The organism is Pseudomyxococcus flavus (assembly GCF_050038885.1).
Classification (GTDB): Bacteria; Myxococcota; Myxococcia; order Myxococcales; family Myxococcaceae; genus Myxococcus; species Myxococcus flavus.
In genome coordinates, this window is record NZ_CP143624.1 from 511,938 (window position 1) to 536,505 (window position 24,568).

Genomic DNA, 24,568 nt, shown 5'->3' on the forward strand with positions numbered 1-24,568 from the left:
TGCGTCGTGCGTCGAGTCTCCGTCAGGCATTGCCTCAAGGAGAGCGAGCAAAGCACGCAGAATACCATTCATCTCCTCCAGCGCCGAAGCGGCAGCAGGAGTCACGACTTAGCCGGGCGTCAGCGCCGGCCCGAACTGGAAGACGTCCGCGACGACGATGTCACTCCGAGGCTGCTCCCCGAACGACGTCCCCAGCGCGGCGTCCATCCACTGCCGGCCCCTGGACCGGTCCGGGCTCCCATGAATCCAGAGGTGATTCGCGATGCCGTAGGCCATGAGTTCCTCGGCCCGGATGCCTACCAGAGACGCGGCGCCACGCTCCAGGGTGATTGGAGCCCCGCCCTCCCCCGGATGCCACCCCGGGTCATGGTAGACAGGGACACACCGCATGGACCGCCTGTCCCAGCTCTTCTGGCTCTGGATGCTCTTCTTCGCCGTCAACGCCCTCTGGGCGCTGGCGCAAGCCGCCGTGGCCAGCACCCTGGGAGCACGGCCCGTGTCCGTCGTCCTGGGCTTCGGCCCCACCCTGCTCTCCGGCCGACTGGGCGGCATCCTCTGGGCCTTCCGGCCCCTCGCGCTCGGCAGCTCCGTGGGCTTCGACGACCCCGTGGACGGAGCCCAGTCCCGAAGCCGCCTGCTCCAGCTCTCACCGCCCCTGCACGCCGCCGTCATCCTCCTGCCCTGGGCCGTGCAGGTCGGCATCGCCATGGCCTGCCTGGGCCCCACAGAGGCCCTGCACCAGTTCCTGAGCGGCTTCGCCGTGCCCTTCCAGCCCGCCCTGCTCCCCGGCCGCGTGGAGCGCTTCCTCGCGCTGCTCCAGCACGGCGAGCTGCTGACGGCCTGGGGCCTGATGAGCGCGAAGCTGGCCGCGCTCAATCTCCTGCCCCTGCCCGCGCTCGCGGGAGGCGCCTTCCTGCTCCTGCCCTGGCGCAAGGGCTACCCTGTCTGGGCCGGCCTGCTCGGCATCATCGGCCTGCTGGCCGCCGTGCCGTGGGTCCTCTACGTCCTCTACGTCATCATCACCGTGCTCTTCTGACGTGACGGCGGTGCGCGACGAGCGAGGGACGCCGTCGCCACCTACTCCTGGCGCTGCAACGCCAGCCGAGCCCCCAGCGCGACGAACACGCCGCCCGTGACGCGCTTCTGCCACACCGCCACCCGCGGGTTCCGCCGCAGCCAGCCGCCGAAGGCTCCGGCCGACGCCGCCAGCAGCACCAGCCACGACGTCCCCGTGAACGAGAACATCAACCCGAGCCCCAGGAACTGGAGCCCCGTCGAGCCCGCGGACGCGTCCACGAACTGCGGCAGGAAGGCCAGGAAGAACAGGGCCACCTTCGGGTTCAGCACGTTGGTGACGACACCGTCGCGGAAGATGCGCCACAGGCCCGTGGGCGGAAGCGCCTGCACCGCCTCGGGCGCGGCGTCCTTGCTGCGCAGCATCTGCACGCCCATCCACACCAGGTAGGCCGCGCCGCCCCACTTCACCACCGAGAAGGCCAGCGCCGACGTCGCCAGCAGCGTGGACAGCCCGAGCGCCGCAGCGGCGATGTGGAACAGGCACCCGCCGAAGATGCCCAGCGCGGAGACGATGCCCGCCCTGCGGCCCTGCCCGAGGCTCCGGGCCAGCACGTACATCGTGTCCGGCCCAGGCGTCAGGTTGAGGGCAAGTCCCGCCAGGAAGAACGCGGTGAGGCGCGTCGGGTCGAAGAGCATGACGGCGGCTCCAGTGGGCGGGCACGGAGGAGGTCCCGCGCACCGTCACCGTACCCGCCGGCGCCCTCCGCGCAAAGCGCCTCGCCGCATCACACGGGCGCCCGTGTACCGCCCCGGCCCTCCGCCAGCCGCTCGGCGCGCTCGCGCCGGAGGGCCGCCTCGGCCTCCTGCGCTGAGATGGGCACAGAAGGCCGGAACACCGTGCGGTACACCGCCGCCGCGGTGGCGCCGCCCAGGAGCGGGGCCACGATGAACAGCCACAGCTGCCCCATGGGCACGCTCCCCGCGAACACCGCCGGCCCCAGGCTGCGCGCCGGGTTCACGGACGTGTTCGTCACCGGAATCCCCACCAGGTGGACGAGCGTCAGCACCAGGCCAATGGCCAGGCCCGCGAAGCCCACCGGCGCGCGCGCGTCCGTCGCGCCCAGCACCGTGAGCACGAGCAGGAAGGTGAGCACCACCTCGGTGAGGAAGGCCGCTCCCATGTTGAAGCCGTCAGGCGAGGCGGCGCCATAGCCATTGGCCGCGAGCCCTTGCGTGGCCACCGAGTACCCACCGGGCATCCCCCGGGCAATCAGCAACACCACACCCGCGCCGAGGATGGCCCCCGCGCACTGCGCCACCACGTAGCCGACCGCGTCCTTGCCCTCCATCTTCCCCGACAGCAGGAGGCCGAGCGTCACCGCCGGATTCACGTGGCAACCCGAGATGGGCCCTATCACGTACACCATGGCCAGCAGCGACAGGCCAAAGGCGAGCGCCACCCCCTGGAAGCCGATGTGGTCTCCCGCCAGCACGGCCGCTCCGACGCCGCCCAGCACCAGACCGAACGTCCCGATGAACTCCGCGACGTACTTCCGGACGGCCTCGTTGTTGTTCTGGTTGCCTGCCCGGGCCAGCGCGGCCCTGTCCCTGGATGCCTCCATGCGCAGCCTCACTCCGCGCGGCGCGTCGCCACGCTTCCGTGCATTCTTCCAGGCATGCTGTGCACGGGCATGGTGACGACAACGCACAGCGGCACCTCATGCCCGCTGAGCGGCCACCGCGAACGGCCCATGCCCCTTCGCCAACCCTGACATCCTCAGACAGAGACAGGCCTTCTTTGACTTTCATATTCAAGCAAGACAGCCTGGACAGGCCGTTCCCACCCGAAAGGACTTGTCATGAAGGCTGCGAGATTGCTGCTTGTGGTGACGACGTTGGTGGCTGGGGTTGGCTGTGGTCCCGTGGACGCGTCGGACGCGGAAGCCGACCTGGGCCAGAGCGAGACGGAGCTGAACAACTGCGGCACGTTCAAGTACGCGTGCCCCACTGGGGAAATCATCCGGTGCCCCGCCGGCACGCAGTCGTGCGGCATGTACACGACGTGCTCGATCTACTGCGACGCCATCGAAATCACCTGCAATCTCCCCTACATCTGCCCGCTCATGTGACGCCAGCGGCCCACAACGGATAGGCCCCCGCCATGAAGACTGGAAGCCTGCTGTTCGCGGTCGCGACGATGCTGGTGCTCGGTGCCTGTGGTCCGGTGGACGCGCCGGAGAACGACGTCATCGCCGAGGAGCTGGGCGAGCGCACCGCGGAGCTGCACACCTGCACCAACAGCTGTTCGAGCACGGGAGGCTCGCCCATCAGCTGTACGGGCAACGCCTGCTCGTCCGCGAGCGACTACGTCGTCTGTGATGGCCGGTACACCTACTGCCAGCCCCCGAACCCGTCCGGCTGCGGGAACTACGGCATGCGCTGCCCTGGTGGCAGCACCATCTGGTGCCCCTCCTACACGCAGACCTGCTCGGATTGGACCAGCTGCTCCATCCGGTGTGACGACGTGGAGATTCGCTGCCCGATGCCCGCGGGCGAGCTGTGCCCGTTCTGAGCATCACCTGAGGACCGGTGCGGCGCCGCGCACGGTGGGCGGCGCCCGCACTCCCAGGGGCACTACTTGTTCTTCATCACCCCGATGAAGGGGATGTTCCGGTACACCTCGGCGTAGTCGAGCCCGTAGCCGACCACGAAGAGGTCCTCGATGACGAAGCCCTTGTAGTCGATGTCCACCTTCGTCCGGGCGCGCGCGGGCTTCTCCAGCAGCGAGCACACCTTCACCGAGGCGGGGTGGCGGGCGCGCAGGTTCTCCAGCAGGAACTGCATGGTGAGCCCGGTGTCGATGATGTCCTCGATGACGAGCAGGTGCTTGCCCGCCATGGGCTTGCTGACGTCGGTGGTGATGCGCACCTCGCCCGTGGACTCCGTGCCGCCCTGGTAGCTGGAGACGCCGAGGAACTCGAGCTTCACCGGCAGGTCGATGTACTTCGCCAGGTCGATGGCGAAGAACGCCGAGCCCTTGAGCACGCAGATGAGCGTCAGGTCCTTGCCCGCGTAGTCGCGGGTGATCTCCGCGGCGAGCTCGCGCACGCGCGCCTGCAACTTGTCCTCGGAGATGAGGACGTCGACTTCCTGCTCGTAGAACGCCAAGGGTTCCTCCGCTACACGTACGCGTTGTTCATGATCTCCCCGAAGCCGCCGCCTCCGGGGACGATGTACTGCCGGTCATCCAGGCCCCGCTCCTTCTCCCAGAGCGCGCCCGGCGCCGTGCCGAACACCTCCGGCGGGGACAGGCCCCGGTCCAGCCGGAGCGCGTAGATGATGACGTCCGGGTGGTCCGTGGTCATCTTCCGCAGGTACTCCGGCGTGACGATGAGGTTCAGGGTGATGATGCGCCGGGGCTTGCCCGGCACCTTGTTCTTGTAGAGCGAAATCGCCGTGGACAGGCTCCCGCCCGTGGCCCCCATGGGGTCGGGGAACAGCACGAAGGCGTCGTCCACGTCGCCGCCAATCTTCGCGCCGCCAATCTCCGAGCCCACCACCGACTCGGAGGCGTCAATCATGCGGCTCATGATGATGTGGTCCTGCCGCACCACCGTGGGGTCCAGCGTGGCGTTCATCAGGTCGTACGTCACCTGCGACGGCAGCGTTCCCGCCCGGGCGATGTTCACCGTCACCACCCGCACCTGCGGGTCGATGACCTCGCCCTGGTAGAGGCCCTGCGGCGTGGAGTCGATCATCCGGGTGGGCAGGCTCACGTTCTTGCGCGGGAACTCCGCGTTGAGCACCGTCTTCACCAGGTCGACGTACAGCGTCTCCACCAGCCGGTTGATCTGCGGCTGGATGACGCCCTTCGAACACAGCGTCGCCAGCTGGGTCAGGAGAAAGGGATTTCCCACCAAGTGGACATGCGGTCCATAGTGGTGGGTCATCTCGTTCAGCTTGAAGGGAACGTTCGAGTACAGGGTGTCGCGCATCCGTTCAGCTCCCGCTCAGTCGAACAACTCCAGCGTCTGCGGCGGCGTGCCCTCCGCAGGTTCCGCCACGTGACACTTGCGGCAGCGCGGCTCGTACGCGCCCGCGGCGCCCACCACCACCCGCTCGCCGCTGGACACGATGCGCTGCGAGCGGTTGGCCGGGTTTCCACACACCACGCAGATGGCCAGCTCCTTCGTCACGTACTCCGACACCGCCATCAGCTGCGGCATCGGCTCGAAGGGGCGCCCCTGGTAGTCCTGGTCCAGGCCGGCGCAGATGACGCGCAGGCCCTTGTTGGCCAGCGCCTCCACCACCGCCACCACCTCCGCGCCGAAGAACTGCACCTCGTCGATGCCCACCACCTGGGTGTCCGGGGCGAGCCTGTAAAAAATCTCTTCAGCCCGCTCGATGGCCGTCGACATGACCTTGAGCTGGGAGTGGCTCACCACCGCGGATTCGTCGTAGCGGTTGTCGATGCGCGGCTTGAAGACCTGCACCTTCTGCTTGCCGTAGACGGCGCGTTGGACGCGGCGGATCAGCTCCTCCGTCTTGCCGGAGAACATGGAGCCGCAGATGACCTCTATCCACCCGATATCTTTGGGGAATTGATGCAAGGAACGCTCACGGGCCGGGGGCGGAAGGGGCGCGGATAGTCTGCCACGACCCCAGGGGAGTCAACTTCCCGCCATGCCCGTCCCATAGCCGAATCGCCCCCGGATGTCGCCCGCTTCCTCGCCTGCTCACGCACAGCCCTCGCGGGCGTTGGCAAGCCTCTTGAAGGGCTCTGGCCACGGACCGGTGAAGGGGGATGGGCGTGGCGGCGACTTTCGAGCAGATGCGGGGCGCGGTGTGGGGCAGCAGGGCTTCGTTCTACCTGTCACCGGCGTCGGTGGCGCTGCTGACGCTGAACCTGCTGGACGGGCTCTTCACCCTCTTCTTCCTCCAGCTCGGGGTGGCCGAGGAGCTCAACCCCATCATGCGGCTGGCGTACGAGCAGTCCCCGCTCTTCTTCATGTTCTCCAAGCTCGTCATCGTGAACGCCGGCCTGTGGCTGCTGTGCCTGCACCGGCACCTGACGGCCAGCCGCGTCGCCATCCGGCTGGGGGCCGCGGTGTACGCCGTCATCGTGGTGTACCACCTCGCCTTCCTCACCCACCTGGTCCTCCACTGGCCGCAAATGCTGACCTAGCCTCCAATCGCAGCGGCGGACTGTGGGCGCATTGAACAGTGGCGCAAAACTCCCTCGCGCCCGCCCTTGCAATTGACACCCGCTATGTCCCAGGCTTCCCTTCAGCTCCGACCTTTCGGGTTCGGGGGGGGACCATGAACATCACCGACGTCCGGGTGTTTCCGGTCGAAGAGGACAAGCTCAAGGCGTACGTCACCATCACCTTGGACCACTGCTTCGTCATTCGCGATTTGAAGGTCATCCACGGCTCGACCGGGCTCTTCATCGCGATGCCAGCCAAGAAGCGGAAGGATGGGACGTACAAGGACATTGCCCACCCGCTCAACGCGGATACGCGCAGCCAGATGGAACGCGTCATCCTGATGGAGTACGAGCGACACCTTCATCAGGCGCAAGCCGGGATGCTTGTCGCAGCGCCAGCGGACCTCGACTAACGACTTCTTTCCTTCCGTCCGCGTCCAGGTTAGTCAGCGGCCCCACCATGCAGCCGCGTGACTTCAAGGTGTTCGCCGGGAACTCGAATCCCGGCCTGGCGCATCGCATCTGCGAGTACCTCAAGCGCCCTCTCGGCAAGGCGGAGGTCGGTCGCTTCTCGGACGGGGAGATCCACGTCGAGATCGGCGAGAACGTCCGCGGCCATGACGTCTTCATCGTCCAGTCGACGTGCCCGCCGGCGAACGACCACTTGATGGAGCTGCTCATCATGTGCGACGCGCTCAAGCGGGCGAGCGCCGGCTCCATCACCGCCGTCATCCCGTACTACGGGTACGCCCGTCAGGACCGGAAGGTGGCCCCGCGCACGCCGATCACCGCGAAGCTCATCGCGGACCTGCTGGAGTCCGCGGGCGCCGGGCGCGTGGTGTCCATGGACATGCACGCGGGGCAGATTCAGGGCTTCTTCAACATCCCCTCGGACCACCTCTACGGCTCGCCGGTGTTCCTGGAGGACCTGCGCAAGCGCTTCCCGGAGCCGCAGGAGCTGGTCATCGTCTCGCCGGACGCCGGCGGCGTGGAGCGCGCCCGCGCGTACTCCAAGCGGCTGAACACGGGCCTGGCCATCATCGACAAGCGCCGCCCCCGCCCCAACGCCTCCGAGGTGATGAACCTCATCGGCGATGTGAACGGCAAGGACGCGGTGCTGGTGGACGACATGGTGGACACCGCCGGCACGCTCACCCAGGCCGCCGCGGCGCTGAAGGCCAAGGGCGCGCGCCGGGTGGTGGCCTACGCGGTCCACCCCATCCTCTCCGGCCCGGCCATCCAGCGCATCCAGGACTCCGTGCTGGAGGAGGTCGTCTTCACCGACACCGTGCCGCTGGCGCCCGCCGCGCAGGCCTGCGCGAAGATCCGCCAGCTCACCACCGAGCGGCTCTTCGGCGAGGCCATTGCCCGCATCCACCGCGCCGACTCGCTCAGCTCGCTGTTCGTCTGAGCCGGCGCCCGCCTGCCTGCCGGGTGGCTTGACTCCAGGCCCTCCGGCTGGCATGTGCACGCCCCTCCATCGGTTGCCTCCACAGGCGCCGTCTTCGGGGCCCACCACTGGGGTGGGATGCCGAGGGCGCCAGGGTGGCCGGTGGCACCCGCAGTCCCATCCGTGAGGATTCCATGTCCGTCGATACCCGCACCCTCGAGGCCAAGCCGCGTGAGGGCTCCGGCAAGGGCGTTGCCCGTCGCCTGCGCGCCCAGGGCCTGATTCCCGCCGTCGTCTACGGCAAGCACCTGGAGAAGCCGGTGCACATCGCCGTGGACCCCAAGGCGATGCGCCAGGCCATCAACACCCCGCACAAGTTCAACACCCTCATCCAGATCAAGGTCGAGGGCGGTGACCGTCAGGTGCTCCTGAAGGACTACCAGATGGAGCCCGTCACCCGCGCCATCCTCCACGCCGACTTCATCGACGTGCTCCCGAACGAGAAGGTGAAGGTCAACGTGCCGCTGGTGCTCACCGGCCGCGCGCAGGGCGTCGCCGACGGCGGTCTGCTCACCCAGGCCCGCCGTGAGATCGAGGTCTGGTCGCTGCCCGCCTCCATCCCCGAGCGCATCGAGGTGGACGTGACGCCGATGAAGATCGCCGAGGTGCTCCACATCAACGATGTGAAGCTGCCCGAGGGCGTGTCGGTGAAGACGAACGTCAACTACACCCTGGCCGTCATCAGCGCGCCGGAGACCGTGGAGCAGGGTCCGGGCGCGGCGGCCGCGGCGGCCGCGGCGGCGCCCGCCAAGGACGCGAAGGCGGCGAAGGCCCCGGCGAAGAAGTAGTCTGTCGCCCACAGCGGTCCTTCTGGAACGGGGCCGGCCCGGTAAGGGGCTGGCCCCGTTTCTCGTTTCGGGAGCCACGTCATGAAGCTCATCGTCGGGCTGGGCAATCCGGGGCGCGAGTACGAGCGGCACCGGCACAACATCGGGTTCATGGTGGTGGAGGCGCTCCTGTCGCGGGCCCGGGCGGACCTGAACCAGGAGAAGTTCGCGGCCAGGGTCGGCCAGGGCACGCTCGCGGGCGAGCGCATCCTCTTCCTGGAGCCCCAGACGTTCATGAACCTGTCGGGCCGCTCCGTGGCGGAGGCCGCGCGCTTCTACAAGGTGCCGCCCGCGGACGTGCTCGTCATCCACGACGAGCTGGACCTGCCCTTCGGGCGGCTGCAGCTCAAGGCCGGCGGCGGCAGCGGCGGCCACAACGGCCTCAAGAGCATCGTCTCCAGCCTGGGCGACGAGGGCTTCATCCGCCTGCGCTTCGGCATTGGCAAGCCAGAGGGCCCCAACGCCCGCGAGCGCGTGTCCGGCTTCGTCCTGTCCAACTTCGACGACGCCGAGCGCCGGGAGCTGGAGGCGCTCACCGGCCGCGCCATGGACATGACGGAGACCTGGATTCGCGAGGGCCTGTCGGTGGCCATGAACCGGTTCAACCGGAAGGCCTGAGGCGCCCGGGAGGTTCCAGGCGGGCGAGCGCGGCGCCCGGCCGCTTGACTTGGCGGGGGGCCCCCCATAGAAGGCCCGTTCCCACACCGGGATGACCCGGTGGGATGTTCTTTTCCAGCTTCCCGTGTTGGTACACGGGACGTAGCGCGAAGGTGACGGGCGCGCGGTTTCCCGTCCCCGGTGGTGGGCCCCCTGGCCTGCCGACCGTTTCCCCGCTCTCCGGATCCGCCGGAGGGCACTCGACCCCAAGGGGAGAGAAAACAATGGCTGAGACGCAGGCCGCGACGCGGCTTCGTGAGTACGAGACCATCTTCCTGGTCAAGCCGGACCTGACGGACGACAACGTGGACAAGCTCAAGGAGCGCGTCCGCGGCATCGTTTCGCGTGAGGGTGGCAAGGTCATCCGCTTCACGGTGTGGGGCAAGAAGAAGACCCTGTTCCCCGTGGCGAAGCAGCCCCGCGCCATCTACGTGCACACCCACTTCCTGGGCGGCGCGAAGCTGGTGGCGGAAATCGAGCGCAACCTCCGCAACCTGGACGAGGTCACCCGCTACATCTCCGTGAAGCTCGCGGACGAGGTGGACCCCGAGACGCGTCCCGTCCTCGAGGACGTGAAGCTGGCCGGCGACGTGGAGGAGGCCCGTCCGGGCGCTCCCGCGGACCGCGAGGGCGGCTTCCGCTCCGAGGGCGCCGAGGAGCAGGGCGGCGATTCCGACGAGGAGTCGTCCGAGGAGGCCTGAGGGCCTTCCGGGTCAATTCGCTAGAGACCATTCCAGGATACGAGAACGCTCATGAGCAACGGAACGGATAGCAAGACGGCCTCTGCCCCCGCCGCCCGCAGCGGTGGTGGCTTCGGCGCTGGTGGTGCGCGCGGCGGTGACCGTGGCGACCGTGGTGGTGATCGCGGCGACCGCGGCGGCGGGCTGGGCGGCGACGACGACAAGCGCGGTGGTGGCCGCGGCTTCGGCCGCAAGAAGGTCTGCCGCTTCTGCGCCGAGAAGAACGCGTCGGTGGACTTCAAGGACCAGGCGACGCTGAAGTACTTCGTGACCGAGCGCGGCAAGATCATCCCCCGCCGCATCTCCGGCAACTGCGCCAAGCACCAGCGCGAGGTGGCGGTGGCCATCAAGCGCGCGCGTGGCATCGCGCTCCTCCCCTACAACGCGGTGGTCGGCTAGTCCGCCGGTCCGCACAGGAGACTGAACATGAAGGTCATTCTGCGTGAGGACATCGAGAACCTGGGCAAGTCCGGGGAGCTCGTCACCGTGAAGGACGGCTTCGGCCGCAACTTCCTCCTGCCCCGCAAGAAGGCGGTGCTGGCGAGCGAGCAGAACCTGCGCCAGCTGGAGCATGAGAAGGCGGTCATCGCCGCTCGCAACGCCAAGCTGAAGGGCGCGGCCGAGGAGCAGGCGAAGAAGATTGGCGCCATCAAGGTCAGCATCAAGCGCCGCGTGGGCGAGCAGGACAAGCTGTTCGGCTCCGTCACGGCGCTGGACATCGCGGAGGCGGTCGCCGCCGAGGGTCAGAGCATCGACCGCCGCCACATCCACCTGCCCGAGCCCATCAAGGCGCTGGGCAACTACGAGGTGGAGCTGCGCCTGCACCGCGAGGTGACAGCGAAGATCAAGCTCGAGGTCCTGCCGGAGTAGTCCTCCGCGGGCATCGACGCTGTTCGGCGAGGCCGTCCGGGGCAACCCGGGCGGCCTTTCCATTTTCGGCCCATGGCCCGCCGCCGGTCCGGCTCGCGCCGGCGCCGGACCGGCTGGCGACGTGCGCGTGGAGCGCCTGGGACGACGTGCGTATCCGGGAGGCGAGGAGACGCACGAATGAGCACCACCGCCCCGCCGTACACCGCCGAAGCGCACCGCCCGGACCTCGACTGGCTCCGGGTGGTGGCCATCCTCCTGCTGCACCTCTTCCACACCGGGATGATGTTCAACACCTGGGACTGGCACGTGAAGAGCCCCCAGGCCCTGCCCTGGCTGGAGCCGCCCATGGCGGTGCTGCACCACCTCCGGATGCCACTCCTGATGTGCATCTCCGGCCTGGGTACCGCGTTCGCGCTGCGGCGGCGCTCGCTGGGCGCCTTCACGAAGGACCGCGTGAAGCGGCTCCTGGGGCCGCTGGTGTTCGGCATGTTCGTGGTGGTGCCGCCCCAGATCTACGTGGAGCGGCTCCAGCGCGGGACGTTCCAGGGGCGCTACGCGGACTTCTACCCGTCGGTGTTCGGCTTCGTGCCCTACCCCGCGGGCAGCTTCAGCTGGCACCACCTCTGGTTCGTCGCCTACCTCTTCGTCTACTGCCTGCTCGCGCTGCCGCTCTTCGCGGCGCTGCGCACGGACCGGGGCCAGGAATGGCTCGCGCGGGCCGAGGCCTGGCTGTGCCGGGGCTGGAACGTGGCCTGGGGGTTCCTCCCGCTCGCGCTCTTCGAGGTGCTCCTCCACCGCTTTCCCCGGACGCACGCGCTGCTCGATGACCCGAGGACCTTCGTCCACTTCGGACTCTTCTTCCTCGGAGGTCACCTGCTGGGCCGCTGTCCGCGCGTCTGGGAGCACCTCGTGGCACGCCGCAAGGCGCTGCTGGGGGCGAGCGCCCTGCTCCTCGCCCTCATGGCGCCCTCGAACACGTACCCCTTCATTCCGGAGACGCTGGGGCGCACCGCGCTGCAGTGGCTCTTCATCCTGACGGCGCTCGCCTGGGCGCGGGCGTGCATCCACGTCCGCCGTCCCTGGCTCCAGCACGCGCGTGAGCTGGCCTACCCGTTCTACATCCTCCACCAGACGGTCATCGTCGTCGTCGGCTTCGCGCTCCTGTCCTGGTCCACGGGGCCCTACACGCTCTTCCTGGCGGTGCTCACGGTGTCCTTTGCCCTCACCTGGGCCTTGTGCCTGGGCGTGGCCCGGGTGCCCGGGCTGCGAGCGTGCTTCGGGATGACGGCGCGCCCCTCGCGGGCGGCCCCCGCGCCGTCCACCACGGCGGTGCATACTGCGTGACGACCCCATGCCCCCCGCTCCGCCCCAGGCCGCCCCGGCCCCCTGGCAATGGCCCCGCCTTCGCGCACGCCCGGCCCTGGCGCTGTTCGCCGTCACGCTCGCCATCGGGCTGTGGCTGGGGCTCTCGGTCTCCCTCACCATCCTCGCGGAGGGTGGCAGCGTGCCCGGCGCGAAGCCCTTCGTCTGGGAGGTCACCGGGGCGCTGGGCATCTGGGCGGTGCTCCCCATCCTCTTCACGGCGGTGCGCAATGCCCCGGGCCCCCAGGTCGGCTGGGGCCGGTTCCTGGGCATCCACGCCGCGGCCTTCGTGCTCTTCACCAGCGTGCACATCGCGCTGATGGCCGGAGCACGGCACCTGCTGTACGCGCTGCTGGGCTGGGGCACGTACGACTACGGCGCGCTCGTCTTCCGCATCCCCATGGAAGCGCAGAAGGACCTCGTCTCCTACGTCGGGGCCGCCACCCTCGTGCGCCTCCTCCACGCGTGGCGGGAGCGCCAGGCCCGGGCGCTCCGCGCGGCCTCGCTGGAGGGTGAGCTGCGCGCGGCCCAGCTCCAGGCCCTCACCGGGCAGCTGCACCCCCACTTCCTCTTCAACGCCCTGAACACCATCAGCGCGGTGATGTACGAGGACCTGGCACGCACCGACCGGCTGCTGAGCGACCTGGGCGGCCTGCTGCGGGCCAGCCTGGAGCGCCGGGAGGCCACGTGGACGCTGGCCGAGGAGCGCGCCCAGGCCGCCCGCTTCGTGGCCCTGCTGTCCGCGCGCTTCGGGGAGCGCGTGGCGGTGCGCTGGGACGTGGCGCCGGGCCTGGAGCGCGCCCGGGTGCCCTGCTTCGCGCTTCAGGCGCTGGTGGAGAACGCGGTGAAGCACAACCAGGACCGGACCGAGCCGCTGGAGGTCCGCATCCGCGCCAGGGAGGACGGGACGGGCTGGCGACTCGAGGTGGAGGACACGGGCCGGGGCTTCGGGAGCCTCTCGCCCGCGTCCGGTCCCGGCGTGGGGCTGGCGCACCTGGAGCGCATCCTCGCGTTGCTCCATGACGGCCAGGCGCGCCTCGAAAGGGGCCAGGGCCCCGAAGGCGGCGCGCGCGTGTCCCTCTGGCTGCCCCGGGAGGCCACGCCATGACGCGCTTCCGGGTCCTGGTGGCGGACGACGAGGCGCCCGCGCGCGCCAAGGTGAAGCGCCTGCTGGCGGACGACGCGCGCTTCGTGCTGGAGGGCGAGGCGGCGGATGGGACGGAGACGCTGAACCGGGTGACCGCGCTGCGGCCGGACCTGCTGGTGCTCGACGTGCAGATGCCCGGCCTCACCGGCTTCGAGGTCCTGGAGGCGCTGGGCCCCGAGCAGTGCCCGGCCGTCATCTTCTCCACCGCGTATGACGCCTTCGCCGTCGCCGCCTTCGAGGCCCAGGCGGTGGACTACCTGCTCAAGCCCTACGACGCGGAGCGCTTCGGCCGTGCCCTGGACCGGGCACACACCGTGCTGCGCAGTGGGATGCCCGAGACGGCCCGGCTCCACGCCTTGCTGGCGGAGCTGAGCGACCGCGCCCCGGCGAGCCGTCCGCTGGAGCGGCTGGTGGTGAAGGTGGGGGAGGCCTGGGTCCCCCTGCGGCTCGCGGAGGTCTGGCGCCTGTCCTCGGAGGACAAGTACGTGCGGTTGTACACGGACCAGGGCGAGCACCTGGTGCGCCAGACGCTGCGGGCCCTGGAGGAGCGGCTGGACCCCACGCGCTTCGTGCGGGTGCACCGGGGCGACATCGTCAACCTGGACGCCGTGGCCCGCCTGGAGCCCTGGACGCACGGAGACGGAATCCTCGTCCTGAAGAACGGGAGCTCCGTCGTCCTCAGCCGCACCTGGCGTGAGGCCTTCCTCCAGCGGTGGGGACTCCAGGGGTAGGCGTCAGTGCTACAGGCCTGTGGCAAAACTTGGCTATGTCAGCCCTGCCTGTAGAGTGGGCAGGCTGCCATGGAGAACGTCCACGAGTTCAGAGAGGGTCGGAAGGTCCACGAGGACCTCGCCGCCGAGCGCGCCGTCCTGGGCGCCGTGCTGGCGGACAACACGCTCATCGCCGCCGTAGGCGAGGTCGTCCACCCTGATGACTTCTCCAGCCCCGCGCACGCCCAGATTTTCGAGGCGATGCTCAAGCTCGACGGCCAGTCGAAGCAGGTGGACCACCTGACGCTGGCCGAGGAGCTGAAGGTGTTGGGCCACCTGGTGTCGGTGGGCGGCCCGGCCTACCTGATGCGCCTGGACCAGGTGGTGCCCATCGCGGCCAACGCGGTCCAGTACGCGCAGATCGTCAAGGACCAGGCCATCCGCCGCCGGCTGGCCAATGTGGGAAGGGAGATCCAGGACCTCGCCAGCCAGGAGACGGGCGAGCTGGAGGTGCTGCTCGACGAGGCCGAACGCAAGGTGTTCCTCCTCGCGGAGAAGAAGCGCGAGGGCGACCTGCGACCGGTCAGCGAGCTGATGGAGCATACGCTCGATCTGCTCGACAAGATGAAGGCGGCGTCCACGGGCATCACGGGCCTGTCCACCGGCTACATCGACCTGGACAACCAGCTCACGGGCCTGCACGCCGGCGAGCTCATCATCCTCGCGGCGCGTCCTGGCATCGGCAAGACGTCCTTCGCGATGAACATCGCGGTCCACGCGGCGCTGAAGGAGAACAAGGCCGTCGGCATCTTCAGCCTGGAAATGCCCGCCGACCAGCTGCTGATGCGTCTGCTGGCCTCCACCGCGCGCGTGGACATGAAGAAGCTGCGTGGCGGCCGGCTGTCGCCACACGACGAGGAGAAGTTCCAGGAGATGGCGGGTGCGCTCTACAACGCGCCCATCTACATCGACGACTCCGGTGGTCTGTCTCCGTTCGACCTGCGCGCCAAGGCTCGCCGCGTGAAGCAGCGCGACCCGCGCCTGTCGCTCATCATCATCGACTACCTCCAGCTCATGCATCAGAAGGGCAAGGTGGAGAGCCGCCAGCTCGAGGTCGCCGAAATCTCCCGCGCGCTGAAGCAGCTCGCCAAGGAGCTGGAGGTCCCCATCATCGCGCTCAGTCAGCTCAGCCGAAAGGTGGAGGATCGCAAGGGCGGCAAGCCCATGCTGTCGGACCTGCGTGAGTCCGGCTCCATCGAGCAGGACGCCGACGTGGTGATGTTCATCCACCGCGAGGAGACCGAGGCCGGCCCCGACGGACAGCCGGCGCAGCCGACGAGCACCGTCATCCCCGTGGAGCTCATCGTCGCCAAGCAGCGCAACGGCCCCATCGGCTCCATCGACCTGGTGTTCCTGGGCGAGTACACCCGCTTCGAGAGCCGCTCGCGGTCGGAGTAGTGGACGCCTCGCGGCGCCGGTCCGCAGGGAGCGCACCACGAGCGCGCGTGGGCAGCGCGACGGCGCCCTACTCCGAGCCGGTGCGCAGGTAGCGGACCACCAGCGCCCGGGCCGTGCGCACCGCGGTCTCCAGCTTGCGGCCCCGCCCCAGCTCCGTCGCCAGCGCGGAGGCCAGCCGGCAGCCCGTGCCACGACGTCCCGGGGCGCGCGCCAACCGCCGGCCCTCCAGCACCCGCACACGCCCCGCCGTGGCCAGCACGTCCGCCAGCCCCTGCGTGTCCGGCAGGTGCCCGCCCTTCACCAGCACCGCGCCGAAGCCATGGCGCGCCAGCGCCTCGGCGGCCTCGGCGGCCTCGGCCACCGAGCGCGCCACGGGACGCCCCAGCAGCCACCCCGCCTCATCCAGGTTCGGCGTGAGCACCACGCGCGGCCCGGCCAGGGCCAGGTAGGCCCGGGCGGACAGACGCGTCAGCGGCTCGCCCCGCGAGGTGCGCACCACCGGGTCCACCACCCACCACGGCTCCGTGCCCGCCAGGGCCTCGCGCGCGGCCTCGAGCTGCGCGCGCCCCGGCACCATGCCGCACTTCACCGCGTGCACCGGCCCCAGCTCGAGCGCGGCCACCACCTGCGCCGTCAGCACGCGCGGCGGCGAGGCCGTCCAGCCGAAGGTGCGCGCCCCCTGCGCCGTCTGCGCCGTGGGCACCGCCACCGGCTGCCCGCGCAGCGCGCGCACCGCCGCCACGTCCGCCAGCAGCCCCGCCCTGCCCGTGGGCTCCAACCCCGCCAGCAGGAGGACGCGAGCGCTCACCGGCGGTGCTCGCGCGCCTTCTGCACGAACGCCTTGTACAGGCCCACGTGCACGGGAATGGACGTGGACATGTATTCGGGGTGCCACTGCACGCCCACGGCGAAGACATGCACCGTGGACTCGATGGCCTCCACCACGCCGTCCGGCGCCACCGCGGTGATGACCACGTCCTTGCCCGCGCGGCGCACCGACTGGTGATGCGTGGAGTTGACCATCAACTGGCCGTGCCCCACCGCCTCCGCCAGCAGCGTGCCGCTCTTCACCTCCACGGGGTGCTGCGGCTGGGTGCGGTCGTGCTTCTGCTCGTGCTCCCGCGCGCCCTCCACCTCGCGGCCGATGTCCTGGTACAGCGTGCCGCCCAGGATGACGTTGAGCAGCTGCATGCCCCCGCAGATGCCCAGCACCGGCATGTTGCGCTTGAGCGCGCCCCGCATGAGCGCCGCCTCGAAGGCGGTGCGCCCCTCCTTCAGCGCCCCCAGGCCCTCGCGCGCATCCTCGCCGTAGGCGGACGGCGGAATGTCGAACGCGCCCCCCGTGACGAGCACCCCGGAGACGCGGTCCAGGTAGGACTCCACGCACGCGGGCTCGTCCGAGTACGGCAACACGAAGGGCAGGCCCCCCGCGCGCAGCACGGCGTCCGCGTACGGAACCTTGAGCTCGTAGCGCGCGAAGGCCTGCTCTCCGGGGGGACTCCAGTCCGGGGTGATGCCGATGTTGGGGCGGCGCGGCGCCTGCCCGTGGTGACGCGAATGGTTGTTCATGGACGCTCCTGGCTTCGAGGCTATGCCCCGGAGCGCCCCTGTTCAAACGCGGCGCCCAGCAGTCTCACACGCTCGGTGATATCCGCAGCGCGCAGCGCGTCGGACACCACGGCCGCGCAGTGCGCTCCCGCCGCCGCGACCCGGGCGATGTTCTCCAGCCCGACGCCCCCGATGCCCACCACCGGCAGCGGGCTGTCGCGCACCACCGCCGCGAAGGCCTCCAGGCCCAGCACCGGCGCGGGCACCTGCTTCGTCGCTGTGGCGAAGACGGGCCCCAGGCCCACGTAGTCCGCGCCCGCCGCCTGGGCCGCGCGCGCGCCCGCCGCGTCGCGCACCGTGACGCCCACCAGCCGGCCGGGCCCCAGCAGCGCACGCGCGTCCCCGGCGGGGACGTCCTCGTCGCCCACGTGCACGCCGTCCGCGTCCGCCAGCAGCGCCAGGTCCACCCGGTCGTTCACCAGGCACAACGCGCCTTGCTGGCGGCACAGCGCCACCACCCGCCGCGCGGCGGCCAGCGCCTCACGGGCCGGGGTGCGCTTCATGCGCAGTTGCACCACCCGCGCCCCACCGGCCACCAGGCGGGCCGCCTTGTCCACCAGTGAAAGCTCTGGCAGGACGGTGTCGTCGCACAGCAGGTAGGGACCGCGGGGAAGGTGCGGGCGGGACGGTGCGTTCATCGGCTCTGGAAGGCAGGACGGCGGCGTTGACAGTTGGCCACCCTGCTATAAGGTGCCGCGCTGTTTTCCAAGCAATTCTGAGGATTTGAACCATGGCGGATTCGGCGGACCCGAAGTACCTCGATAAGCGCACCGTGGAGCGGTACGTGCGCTCTGGCCAGCTCGACGAAGCGGCATACGAGCGCCACCTCCAGGGGCTGCCCGACGTGGCGGAGAAGGCCGTGCCGATCGAGACGCTGATGCTCGATGACGCCGACGACTTCGACGACGAGGATGACATCGACGACGAGGACGACTTCGACGACGAGGACGAGGACGAAGACACGTCCACGGCGGCCTCGAGCGCCGAGGCGGACATGGCGGCTGCGACCTCGAGCGCCGCGGCGGACATGGCGAACAGCGACGACGGCGCGGACAGCGGCGACGACGCGGATGCGGCCTCGGATGACAGCGCAGACGCCTCCAACGACGAGGGGCCGGTCTCCGCATGAGCTCCGGGGACGAGAAGCGCGGCGAGACCTTCGTGATGCGGGGGGAGGCGCGCTCCGCGTCCGAGGAGTCGATTTCCTTCAGCACCTTCATCGTGGGGCTGGGCACCGCGGTGCTCATCCACCTGGGAGGTGCGCCCAATCCGGAGACGGGGCAGATGGAGAAGGACCTGCCCCTGGCCCGGCAGAACCTGGAGCTGCTGTCCATGCTGCGCGTGAAGACGCGCGGCAACCTCACGGAGGAAGAGGAGAAGCTCTTTGACGGGCTCCTCGCGGACCTGCGGCTGCGCTACGTGGAGGCGACCAAGCGTTGACGGACCCGCGCCCGAGGAACCTGCCGGGAGGCATCCGCTTCGCGGCCATGGTGGGGATGGTGTTCTCCGCCTTCACCGGCTGGAGCGCCCTGCTCGAAGCCTTCAGGATGTCTCGCTTCTTCGAGTCGCGCTCGCTCGCCATGGAGCAGGCCGAGTCCACCCTGAACGGGCCGATGCTGGAGCTGTACCAGCGGCTCACGGAGACGTACTTCTCCGCGATGGAGCCCCAGCACGAGCCGCGCATCGTGCTGATGGCGATGCTGACGGTGACGTGCGCGTTCGTCTTCGTGGCGTCGGGGCGGCTTCTGCGGCCGTATGGCCTGCGCCGAGACGGGATGCGGCGCGTGCTCAGCCGGGCCGCCATCCTGACGGCGGTCCTCCGGACCATCGACGGGGCCCAGCTCGCCGCGGTGGCTCGCCGGGTGGGGACGACCCTGGCGGCATCCCTGGACCTGGTCCCCGATCTGCCCCCCGAGCCCAGCGCCGCGGAGGTCGGGCAGTACCTCCCGTCCTTCTTCGCGGGGGGCTCCATCCTCTTCACCCTGCTCGTGGCGGGCACCTTCGCCATCCTGGGGCAGTACTTCCGCAGCGAGAGCGTCCGTGAGGCGGTTGCCGTGAGGGACGGGCCCCAGGAGGAGTAGCCCGCCTCAGAGGGCGTCGGACTCCGGGAGCGGAATCTGGCTGGAAGGCAGCAGGGCTTCCAGGAAGGCGGTGCCCTCCGCGTCCTGCCCTTCCAGCGCCAGCTCGTGGCTCGGCGCCACCCGGTGCAGTCGCAGCAGCTCCTTGCGCGTGAGGCCGAACACGTAGGCCAGGTGCCCCATGGGCCAGCGCTCCTGCATGTACGTGAAGGCCGCGTCGTCCATCTGGTCCAGTGGGACGGGCAGCTCCACGTCCTCGTAGACGACCCGCTCGCCGCCCACCCGCCGACCGTTGCCGTAGGCGATGACTTCCTCGCCCTCGTCCGGATCATAGACGTAGGCCTGGACGGTGACGTTCGCCGCCCGCGAGAGCAGCCGGGGGAGCGCATGGTGGGCCGCATACCAGTGCGCGCCCGGCCTCCCCACGGTGAAGGGCCCCACGTACGCCAGACGGACCACCTTCCGGCGCCGGTTGACGGACACCTTCAGCCCCGTCGCGCCCATGGCTCCGTCGAGCGCCAGCGCTTCACGCGCCAGCCGGAGGAGCTCCAGGCCGCCGAAGCTTTCGAGTCGTACGAGATAGCCGCCGTGCGCTTTCAGTGTCAGCCCCCCAGGGGAATGGGCGCCGCCTATACCCGGCATCATACCCTCTGGCAACTCCAGCACCGAGGAAAGCCAGCGGTTACCAGGGGCTCAAACATTTTCAGGAAAAGCAAAACCCCGGTGCCGCGCGCGTTGCTTGCCAAGGGGTGTCCGACTCTTACGTTGGAGTCATGCGACTCGACAAGTACACAGTGAAGGCGCAGGAGGCGATCCAGGAGGGTCAGACCCTGGCCCGTCGGGCGGATAACCCGCAGTACGAGCCCGAGCATCTGGCCGTGGCGTTGCTTGGCCAGAAGGACGGTATCGTCGAGCCCCTGCTCCGCAAGATTGGCGCGGACGTGAAGCTTTTCGCCGCACGGCTGGGTGAGGCGCTCCAGAAGCTGCCCCGGATGCAGGGCGGCGAGAGCGCGCTGCTCGGCCAGCGGCTGCTGAAGACCTTCGACAAGGCCGAGGACGAGGCCAAGTCCCTCAAGGACGAGTTCATCTCCTCGGAGCACCTGCTGCTGGCGCTCACCCATGACAGGGGCGCGGTGGGCGAGGTGATGAAGTCGTCGGGCGTCACGCGTGAGCGCGTGCTGTCCGGCCTGAAGGAGGTCCGCGGCTCCGGGCGCGTGACGAGCCAGGACGCCGAATCCACCTACCAGGCGCTGGAGAAGTACGGCCGCGACCTCACGGAGGCGGCGCGCTCCGGCAAGCTGGACCCCGTCATCGGCCGAGACGAGGAGATTCGCCGCTGCGTCCAGGTGCTGAGCCGGCGCACGAAGAACAACCCGGTGCTCATCGGCGAGCCCGGCGTGGGCAAGACGGCCATCGCGGAGGGGCTGGCGCGGCGCATCGTCGACGGCGACGTGCCCGAGGGGCTGAAGAACAAGCGCCTGGTGTCGCTGGACCTGGGCGCCATGGTGGCCGGCGCGAAGTACCGCGGCGAGTTCGAGGAGCGCCTCAAGGCCGTCCTCAAGGAGATCGCGGACGCGGCGGGCGAGGTCATCCTCTTCATCGACGAGCTCCACACGCTGGTGGGCGCGGGCAAGGCCGAAGGGGCCATGGACGCGGGCAACATGCTCAAGCCGGCGCTGGCGCGCGGCGAGCTGCACTGCATCGGCGCCACCACGCTGGACGAGTACCGCAAGCACATCGAGAAGGACGCCGCGCTGGAGCGCCGCTTCCAGCCCGTCCTGGTGGGCGAGCCCAGCGTGCACGACACCATCAGCATCCTCCGCGGCCTGAAGGAGCGCTACGAGGTGCACCACGGCGTGCGCATCCAGGACAACGCCCTGGTGGCCGCCGCCACGCTGAGCCACCGCTACATCGCGGACCGGTTCCTGCCGGACAAGGCCATCGACCTGGTCGACGAGGCCTCCAGCCGCCTGCGCATCGAAATCGACTCCATGCCCACGGAGCTGGACGACGTGCGCCGGAAGATGACGCAGCTCCAGATCGAGAAGGAGGGCCTGCGCAAGGAGACGGACCCGCACTCGCAGGAGCGCCTGGGGCAAATCGAGAAGGAGCTCGCCAACCTGGGCGAGAAGTTCAGCGCGCTCAAGGCCCACTGGGACGCGGAGAAGACGGCCATTGGCGCCATCCGCGGGCTGAAGGAGAAGCTGGAGAAGGCGAAGAACGACCAGGCGGCGGCCGAGCGGCAGAGCGACCTGAACCGGGCGGCGGAGCTGAAGTTCGGCGTGGTTCCCTCCCTGGAGAAGGAGCTGAAGGCGCAGAACGAGAAGCTGACCGAGCTCCAGAAGAACCAGAAGTTCCTCAAGGAGGAGGTCGACGCGGAGGACATCGCGCAGGTGGTGGCCAAGTGGACGGGCATCCCCGTCTCCAAGCTGATGGAGGGCGAGGTCCAGAAGCTGGTCCACATGGAGGAGCGGCTGGCGGACCGGGTGATTGGCCAGCGCAGCGCCATCGAGGCGGTGTCCAACGCCGTGCGCCGCGCGCGCAGCGGGCTGCAGGACCCCAACCGCCCCATCGGCTCGTTCATCTTCCTGGGCCCCACGGGCGTGGGCAAGACGGAGACGGCCAAGGCGCTGGCGGAGTTCCTCTTCGATGACGACTCGGCCATGGTCCGCATCGACATGTCCGAGTACATGGAGAAGCACGCAGTGGCCCGGCTGGTGGGCGCGCCTCCGGGGTACGTCGGCTACGAGGAGGGCGGCCAGCTCACCGAGGCGGTGCGCCGGCGGCCGTACACGGTGGTCCTCTTCGACGAAATCGAGAAGGCGCACCACGACGTGTTCAACGTGCTGCTCCAGATTCTGGACGAGGGCCGCCTCACCGACAGCCAGGGCCGCACGGTGGACTTCAAGAACACGGTGCTCATCCTGACGTCCAACATCGGCTCGCAGGACATCCAGGCCGGCATGGCGGGCAAGGACGAGCTGGACGAGCGCACGCGCAACGAGGTGATGGACGCGCTGCGAAGCCACTTCCGGCCGGAGTTCCTCAACCGCGTGGACGAAATCGTCATCTTCGAGCCGCTGCGGAAGAAGGACATCTACCGCATCGTGGACCTGCAGCTGGCGCGGCTGTCGAAGCTGCTGGCCGACAAGCGGCTGACGCTGGAGCTGACGGACAAGGCGCGCGAGCTGCTCGCCGAGCGCGGCTACGACCCGACGTACGGCGCGCGGCCGCTGAAGCGCGCGGTGCAGAAGAACCTGCTGGACCCGCTGGCCCTCAAGGTGCTGGGGGGCGAGTTCGTGCCCGGCGACCACATCCTGGCGGATGCGGGCCCCGACGGGCTCACCTTCGCCAAGGTGCTGGTGGACGCCACGAAGAACGTGAAGCGCTCGGCGTAGGGCCGCGCGCCCTCCCCGGCCCGGCGTCATGGCTTGACGCCGGGCCGCCGCCGCGAGAAGAGCCCCGGCCATGAAGCCCTGGGAGACGCTCGAGCGCGCAGAGGCCCCGGACGTGGGGGAAATCACGCTGGCCCGGCGCGGAGACGAGTACGTCCTCCGGGTGCGGGGCCAGACGCTCATGTCCAGCCGGCAGCACGGCTCCGAGGAAGCGCTGGCGGAGGCCGGCTGCGCGGGGCTGGCGGGCCGTAGCGACGTCCGGGTGCTCGTGGGCGGGCTGGGCTTCGGGTACACGACGCGGGCGGTGCTGGACCGGCTGGGCCCCGATGCCCGCGTCACGGTGGCGGAGCTGCTTCCCGTGGTGGTGACGTGGAACCGAGGGGTGCTCGCGCCGCTGGCGGGCGCGCCGCTGGAGGACGCGCGCGTCACCGTGGTGGAGGGCGACGTGGGCAAGCACATGGCCCGGCAGTCCGGGGCCTATGACGCCATCCTCCTGGACGTGGACAACGGCCCCTCCGCCCTCACCCACCCCGACAACCATGGCCTCTATGGCCGTGTGGGGCTCGCCCACGCCGTCCAGGCGCTGCGGCCGGGAGGGCTGCTGGGCGTCTGGAGCGCGGGGCCCGCCCCCGCCTTCGAGCGCCGCATGGAGCAGGCAGGCTTCACCGTCCAGGTCCTCCACCCGGCCGCCCATGGCACCAAGGGCCCGCGGCATGCCCTGTTCATGGGCAAGCGGAGACCCCAGGGCCGGCGTTAGTAGGGGCCCCATGATTCCTTTCTCCGTCCTCGACCTCTCCCCCGTCACCCAGGGCTCCACCGCGGCGGACGCGCTCCGGAACACGCTGGACCTGGCACGGCACGCGGAGGAATGGGGCTACAAGCGCTTCTGGCTGGCCGAGCACCACAACATGACGGGCATCGCCAGCGCGGCGACCTCGGTCGTCATCGGCTACGTCGCTGGCGGCACCCGGAGCATCCGGGTGGGCTCCGGCGGGGTGATGCTGCCCAACCACGCGCCGCTCGTCATCGCGGAGCAGTTCGGCACGCTGGAGACGCTCTACCCCGGGCGCATCGACCTGGGGCTCGGCCGGGCGCCGGGCACCGACATGCTGACGGCGCGCGCCCTGCGCCGCGACATGACCGCCCCCGCGGACACCTTTCCCCAGGACGTGGTGGAGCTGAAGTCCTACTTCGAGCCCACCGAGCCGGGGCAGCTCATCCAGGCGGTGCCGGGCGCGGGGCTGCGGGTGCCCATCTGGCTGCTCGGCTCCAGCCTGTTCAGCGCGCAGCTCGCGGCGCTGCTGGGCATGCCCTTCGCCTTCGCCTCCCACTTCGCGCCGGACCTCCTGCTGCAAGCGCTGGCCATCTACCGCGAGCGCTTCAAGCCGTCCGATTCGCTCGACCGGCCCTACGCCATGGCGTGCGTGAACGTCTTCGCGGCGGACACGGACGCGGAGGCCCGCCGCCTCTTCACCTCCGTGCAGCAGCAGTTCATCCGCCTGCGCCGCGGCACGCCCGGGCAGCTCCCGCCGCCCGTCGATGACATCGACGCGGTGGCCTCCCCTCTGGACCGCGCGAGCGCGGACCATGCGCTGAAGTACTCCGTCATCGGCGGACCGGACGCCGTGCAGCAGGGTCTGGACGAGTTCATCCGCCTCACGGGCGTTGACGAGCTGATGGTCACGGGCATGGTCTACGACCATGCGGCGCGGCTGCGCTCGTTCGAGCTGACCGCGCAGGCGCGCGCGAAGCTCGCCGCCGCACAGGCCTCCTGACACCGCGCGCCGCCCTGCCCTGTCACCCTGACGGACCTTCGCCTCCGGAGGCACTCCGGTGCGCAGTTCGGCGGAGCCTCCAGCGGCGTGTCGAGCGCCGCGCGCAGGGAGCAGCAGGCCGCCTCGGGCTCGCCGCACGATCCAACAGCGCGGACGAGCGCACCCGCCTCCGCGAGCCCTGCGCCCAAGCTCCGCCCGCCCCCCCAGGCGCGCGTCCAGGCCCTGAACAGCGGACCTGCCGCCAGCCCGAGGCGGCGAGGCAGTGTGG

31 protein-coding genes are annotated in these 24,568 nt (G+C 69.9%); 21 read left to right on the forward strand and 10 right to left on the reverse strand.

The window, feature by feature from the left end; genetic code table 11:
- Positions 1-108 precede the first annotated feature (108 nt).
- Positions 109-276: a hypothetical protein gene (locus tag VZL07_RS01970; RefSeq protein ID WP_426753614.1), complete on the reverse strand. Its 168-nt coding sequence runs from the start codon at positions 274-276 to the stop codon at positions 109-111.
- Positions 277-388: 112 nt separating this feature from the next.
- Here VZL07_RS01970 and VZL07_RS01975 point away from each other — a divergent pair, with 112 nt between their 5' ends.
- The gene (locus VZL07_RS01975) at positions 389-1,036 is read left to right on the forward strand and encodes a hypothetical protein (RefSeq protein ID WP_426753615.1); all 648 of its coding nucleotides are present in this window, start codon (positions 389-391) and stop codon (positions 1,034-1,036) included.
- A 41-nt stretch (positions 1,037-1,077) separates the two neighbouring features.
- On the opposite strand, the gene VZL07_RS01980 is transcribed toward VZL07_RS01975, so the two are convergent.
- Together VZL07_RS01980 and aqpZ are read right to left on the reverse strand one after the other, a co-directional pair.
- Positions 1,078-1,713 carry a LysE family translocator gene (locus VZL07_RS01980; protein ID WP_426753616.1) on the reverse strand — a complete coding sequence of 212 codons (636 nt, stop codon included), beginning with the start codon at positions 1,711-1,713 and terminating at the stop codon, positions 1,078-1,080.
- 89 nt (positions 1,714-1,802) lie between these two features.
- Entirely contained in the window at positions 1,803-2,639 is an 837-nt protein-coding gene (gene aqpZ / locus VZL07_RS01985) for an aquaporin Z (RefSeq protein WP_426753617.1), read from the reverse strand.
- A 237-nt stretch (positions 2,640-2,876) separates the two neighbouring features.
- On the opposite strand from aqpZ, the gene VZL07_RS01990 reads away from it, so the two are divergent.
- Positions 2,877-3,146: a hypothetical protein gene (locus VZL07_RS01990; protein WP_426753618.1), complete on the forward strand. Its 270-nt coding sequence runs from the start codon at positions 2,877-2,879 to the stop codon at positions 3,144-3,146.
- Between the two features lie 32 nt (positions 3,147-3,178).
- Positions 3,179-3,589 (forward strand): hypothetical protein, encoded by a 411-nt coding sequence (locus VZL07_RS01995; RefSeq protein ID WP_426753619.1) that lies wholly within the window; start codon positions 3,179-3,181, stop codon positions 3,587-3,589.
- A gap of 62 nt (positions 3,590-3,651) precedes the next feature.
- Here the strand turns inward: VZL07_RS01995 and hpt are convergent, their stop codons facing one another.
- From hpt to VZL07_RS02010, 3 genes are read right to left on the reverse strand one after another with little or no spacing between them, the layout of a single operon-like run.
- Complete coding sequence (hpt, locus tag VZL07_RS02000) at positions 3,652-4,185, reverse strand: hypoxanthine phosphoribosyltransferase (RefSeq protein ID WP_426753620.1); 534 nt, start codon at positions 4,183-4,185, stop codon at positions 3,652-3,654.
- An 11-nt stretch (positions 4,186-4,196) separates the two neighbouring features.
- Positions 4,197-5,012: a uracil phosphoribosyltransferase gene (locus VZL07_RS02005; RefSeq protein WP_426753621.1), complete on the reverse strand. Its 816-nt coding sequence runs from the start codon at positions 5,010-5,012 to the stop codon at positions 4,197-4,199.
- Between the two features lie 15 nt (positions 5,013-5,027).
- Positions 5,028-5,627 (reverse strand): thymidine kinase, encoded by a 600-nt coding sequence (locus tag VZL07_RS02010; RefSeq protein WP_426753622.1) that lies wholly within the window; start codon positions 5,625-5,627, stop codon positions 5,028-5,030.
- 194 nt (positions 5,628-5,821) lie between these two features.
- Between VZL07_RS02010 and VZL07_RS02015 the strand changes: the two genes are divergently transcribed.
- From VZL07_RS02015 to dnaB, 12 genes are all read left to right on the forward strand, one after another.
- Positions 5,822-6,202, forward strand: coding sequence for a DUF5658 family protein (locus VZL07_RS02015; protein WP_426753623.1), 381 nt, complete (start codon positions 5,822-5,824; stop codon positions 6,200-6,202).
- Between the two features lie 134 nt (positions 6,203-6,336).
- The gene (gene spoVG / locus VZL07_RS02020; RefSeq protein WP_002634160.1) at positions 6,337-6,636 is read left to right on the forward strand and encodes a septation regulator SpoVG; all 300 of its coding nucleotides are present in this window, start codon (positions 6,337-6,339) and stop codon (positions 6,634-6,636) included.
- Between the two features lie 47 nt (positions 6,637-6,683).
- Complete coding sequence (locus VZL07_RS02025; RefSeq protein ID WP_426753624.1) at positions 6,684-7,634, forward strand: ribose-phosphate pyrophosphokinase; 951 nt, start codon at positions 6,684-6,686, stop codon at positions 7,632-7,634.
- 173 nt (positions 7,635-7,807) lie between these two features.
- On the forward strand, positions 7,808-8,461 hold the full coding sequence (locus VZL07_RS02030) for a 50S ribosomal protein L25/general stress protein Ctc (RefSeq protein WP_426753625.1): 654 nt from the start codon (positions 7,808-7,810) through the stop codon (positions 8,459-8,461).
- A gap of 81 nt (positions 8,462-8,542) precedes the next feature.
- Positions 8,543-9,118, forward strand: a complete 576-nt coding sequence (pth, locus tag VZL07_RS02035; RefSeq protein WP_426753626.1) for an aminoacyl-tRNA hydrolase — start codon at positions 8,543-8,545, stop codon at positions 9,116-9,118.
- 263 nt (positions 9,119-9,381) lie between these two features.
- A complete protein-coding gene (gene rpsF / locus VZL07_RS02040) occupies positions 9,382-9,858 on the forward strand; it encodes a 30S ribosomal protein S6 (protein WP_426753627.1) in 477 nt (158 codons plus the stop codon).
- Positions 9,859-9,909: 51 nt separating this feature from the next.
- The gene (gene rpsR / locus VZL07_RS02045; protein WP_426753628.1) at positions 9,910-10,296 is read left to right on the forward strand and encodes a 30S ribosomal protein S18; all 387 of its coding nucleotides are present in this window, start codon (positions 9,910-9,912) and stop codon (positions 10,294-10,296) included.
- A gap of 27 nt (positions 10,297-10,323) precedes the next feature.
- Positions 10,324-10,767: a 50S ribosomal protein L9 gene (gene rplI, locus VZL07_RS02050; protein ID WP_426753629.1), complete on the forward strand. Its 444-nt coding sequence runs from the start codon at positions 10,324-10,326 to the stop codon at positions 10,765-10,767.
- A 177-nt stretch (positions 10,768-10,944) separates the two neighbouring features.
- Positions 10,945-12,111 (forward strand): acyltransferase family protein, encoded by a 1,167-nt coding sequence (locus VZL07_RS02055; protein ID WP_426753630.1) that lies wholly within the window; start codon positions 10,945-10,947, stop codon positions 12,109-12,111.
- A 7-nt stretch (positions 12,112-12,118) separates the two neighbouring features.
- Entirely contained in the window at positions 12,119-13,237 is a 1,119-nt protein-coding gene (locus VZL07_RS02060; protein ID WP_426753631.1) for a sensor histidine kinase, read from the forward strand.
- Positions 13,234-14,007 carry a LytR/AlgR family response regulator transcription factor gene (locus VZL07_RS02065; RefSeq protein ID WP_426753632.1) on the forward strand — a complete coding sequence of 258 codons (774 nt, stop codon included), beginning with the start codon at positions 13,234-13,236 and terminating at the stop codon, positions 14,005-14,007. The genes VZL07_RS02060 and VZL07_RS02065 overlap by 4 nt, the downstream gene beginning before the upstream one ends.
- 69 nt (positions 14,008-14,076) lie before the next feature.
- Positions 14,077-15,444: a replicative DNA helicase gene (gene dnaB / locus VZL07_RS02070; RefSeq protein ID WP_426753633.1), complete on the forward strand. Its 1,368-nt coding sequence runs from the start codon at positions 14,077-14,079 to the stop codon at positions 15,442-15,444.
- 67 nt (positions 15,445-15,511) lie between these two features.
- Here dnaB and thiD read toward each other — a convergent pair whose 3' ends face one another.
- From thiD to thiE, 3 genes are read right to left on the reverse strand one after another with little or no spacing between them, the layout of a single operon-like run.
- Entirely contained in the window at positions 15,512-16,252 is a 741-nt protein-coding gene (thiD, locus tag VZL07_RS02075; RefSeq protein ID WP_426753634.1) for a bifunctional hydroxymethylpyrimidine kinase/phosphomethylpyrimidine kinase, read from the reverse strand.
- Positions 16,249-17,013 (reverse strand): gamma-glutamyl-gamma-aminobutyrate hydrolase family protein, encoded by a 765-nt coding sequence (locus VZL07_RS02080; RefSeq protein ID WP_426753635.1) that lies wholly within the window; start codon positions 17,011-17,013, stop codon positions 16,249-16,251. The genes thiD and VZL07_RS02080 overlap by 4 nt, the downstream gene beginning before the upstream one ends.
- Before the next feature lie 20 nt (positions 17,014-17,033).
- Positions 17,034-17,690 (reverse strand): thiamine phosphate synthase, encoded by a 657-nt coding sequence (thiE, locus tag VZL07_RS02085; protein ID WP_426753636.1) that lies wholly within the window; start codon positions 17,688-17,690, stop codon positions 17,034-17,036.
- A gap of 92 nt (positions 17,691-17,782) precedes the next feature.
- Between thiE and VZL07_RS02090 the strand changes: the two genes are divergently transcribed.
- Genes VZL07_RS02090 through VZL07_RS02100 form a run of 3 tightly spaced genes read left to right on the forward strand, consistent with a single transcriptional unit; the run spans position 17,783 to position 19,133 of the window.
- The gene (locus tag VZL07_RS02090; protein WP_426753637.1) at positions 17,783-18,181 is read left to right on the forward strand and encodes an RNA polymerase subunit sigma; all 399 of its coding nucleotides are present in this window, start codon (positions 17,783-17,785) and stop codon (positions 18,179-18,181) included.
- On the forward strand, positions 18,178-18,492 hold the full coding sequence (locus VZL07_RS02095; protein WP_426753638.1) for a DUF1844 domain-containing protein: 315 nt from the start codon (positions 18,178-18,180) through the stop codon (positions 18,490-18,492). The genes VZL07_RS02090 and VZL07_RS02095 overlap by 4 nt, the downstream gene beginning before the upstream one ends.
- Complete coding sequence (locus VZL07_RS02100; RefSeq protein WP_426753639.1) at positions 18,489-19,133, forward strand: hypothetical protein; 645 nt, start codon at positions 18,489-18,491, stop codon at positions 19,131-19,133. The genes VZL07_RS02095 and VZL07_RS02100 overlap by 4 nt, the downstream gene beginning before the upstream one ends.
- Before the next feature lie 6 nt (positions 19,134-19,139).
- Here VZL07_RS02100 and VZL07_RS02105 read toward each other — a convergent pair whose 3' ends face one another.
- Positions 19,140-19,775, reverse strand: coding sequence for a hypothetical protein (locus tag VZL07_RS02105; RefSeq protein WP_426753640.1), 636 nt, complete (start codon positions 19,773-19,775; stop codon positions 19,140-19,142).
- Positions 19,776-19,903: 128 nt separating this feature from the next.
- On the opposite strand from VZL07_RS02105, the gene clpB reads away from it, so the two are divergent.
- The 3 genes from clpB to VZL07_RS02120 all read left to right on the forward strand — a co-directional run bounded on the left by clpB (position 19,904) and on the right by VZL07_RS02120 (position 24,300).
- The gene (clpB, locus tag VZL07_RS02110) at positions 19,904-22,528 is read left to right on the forward strand and encodes an ATP-dependent chaperone ClpB (RefSeq protein ID WP_426753641.1); all 2,625 of its coding nucleotides are present in this window, start codon (positions 19,904-19,906) and stop codon (positions 22,526-22,528) included.
- A 70-nt stretch (positions 22,529-22,598) separates the two neighbouring features.
- Positions 22,599-23,282, forward strand: coding sequence for a hypothetical protein (locus VZL07_RS02115; protein WP_426753642.1), 684 nt, complete (start codon positions 22,599-22,601; stop codon positions 23,280-23,282).
- 10 nt (positions 23,283-23,292) lie between these two features.
- Complete coding sequence (locus VZL07_RS02120; protein ID WP_426753643.1) at positions 23,293-24,300, forward strand: LLM class flavin-dependent oxidoreductase; 1,008 nt, start codon at positions 23,293-23,295, stop codon at positions 24,298-24,300.
- The last annotated feature ends 268 nt before the right edge of the window (positions 24,301-24,568 follow it).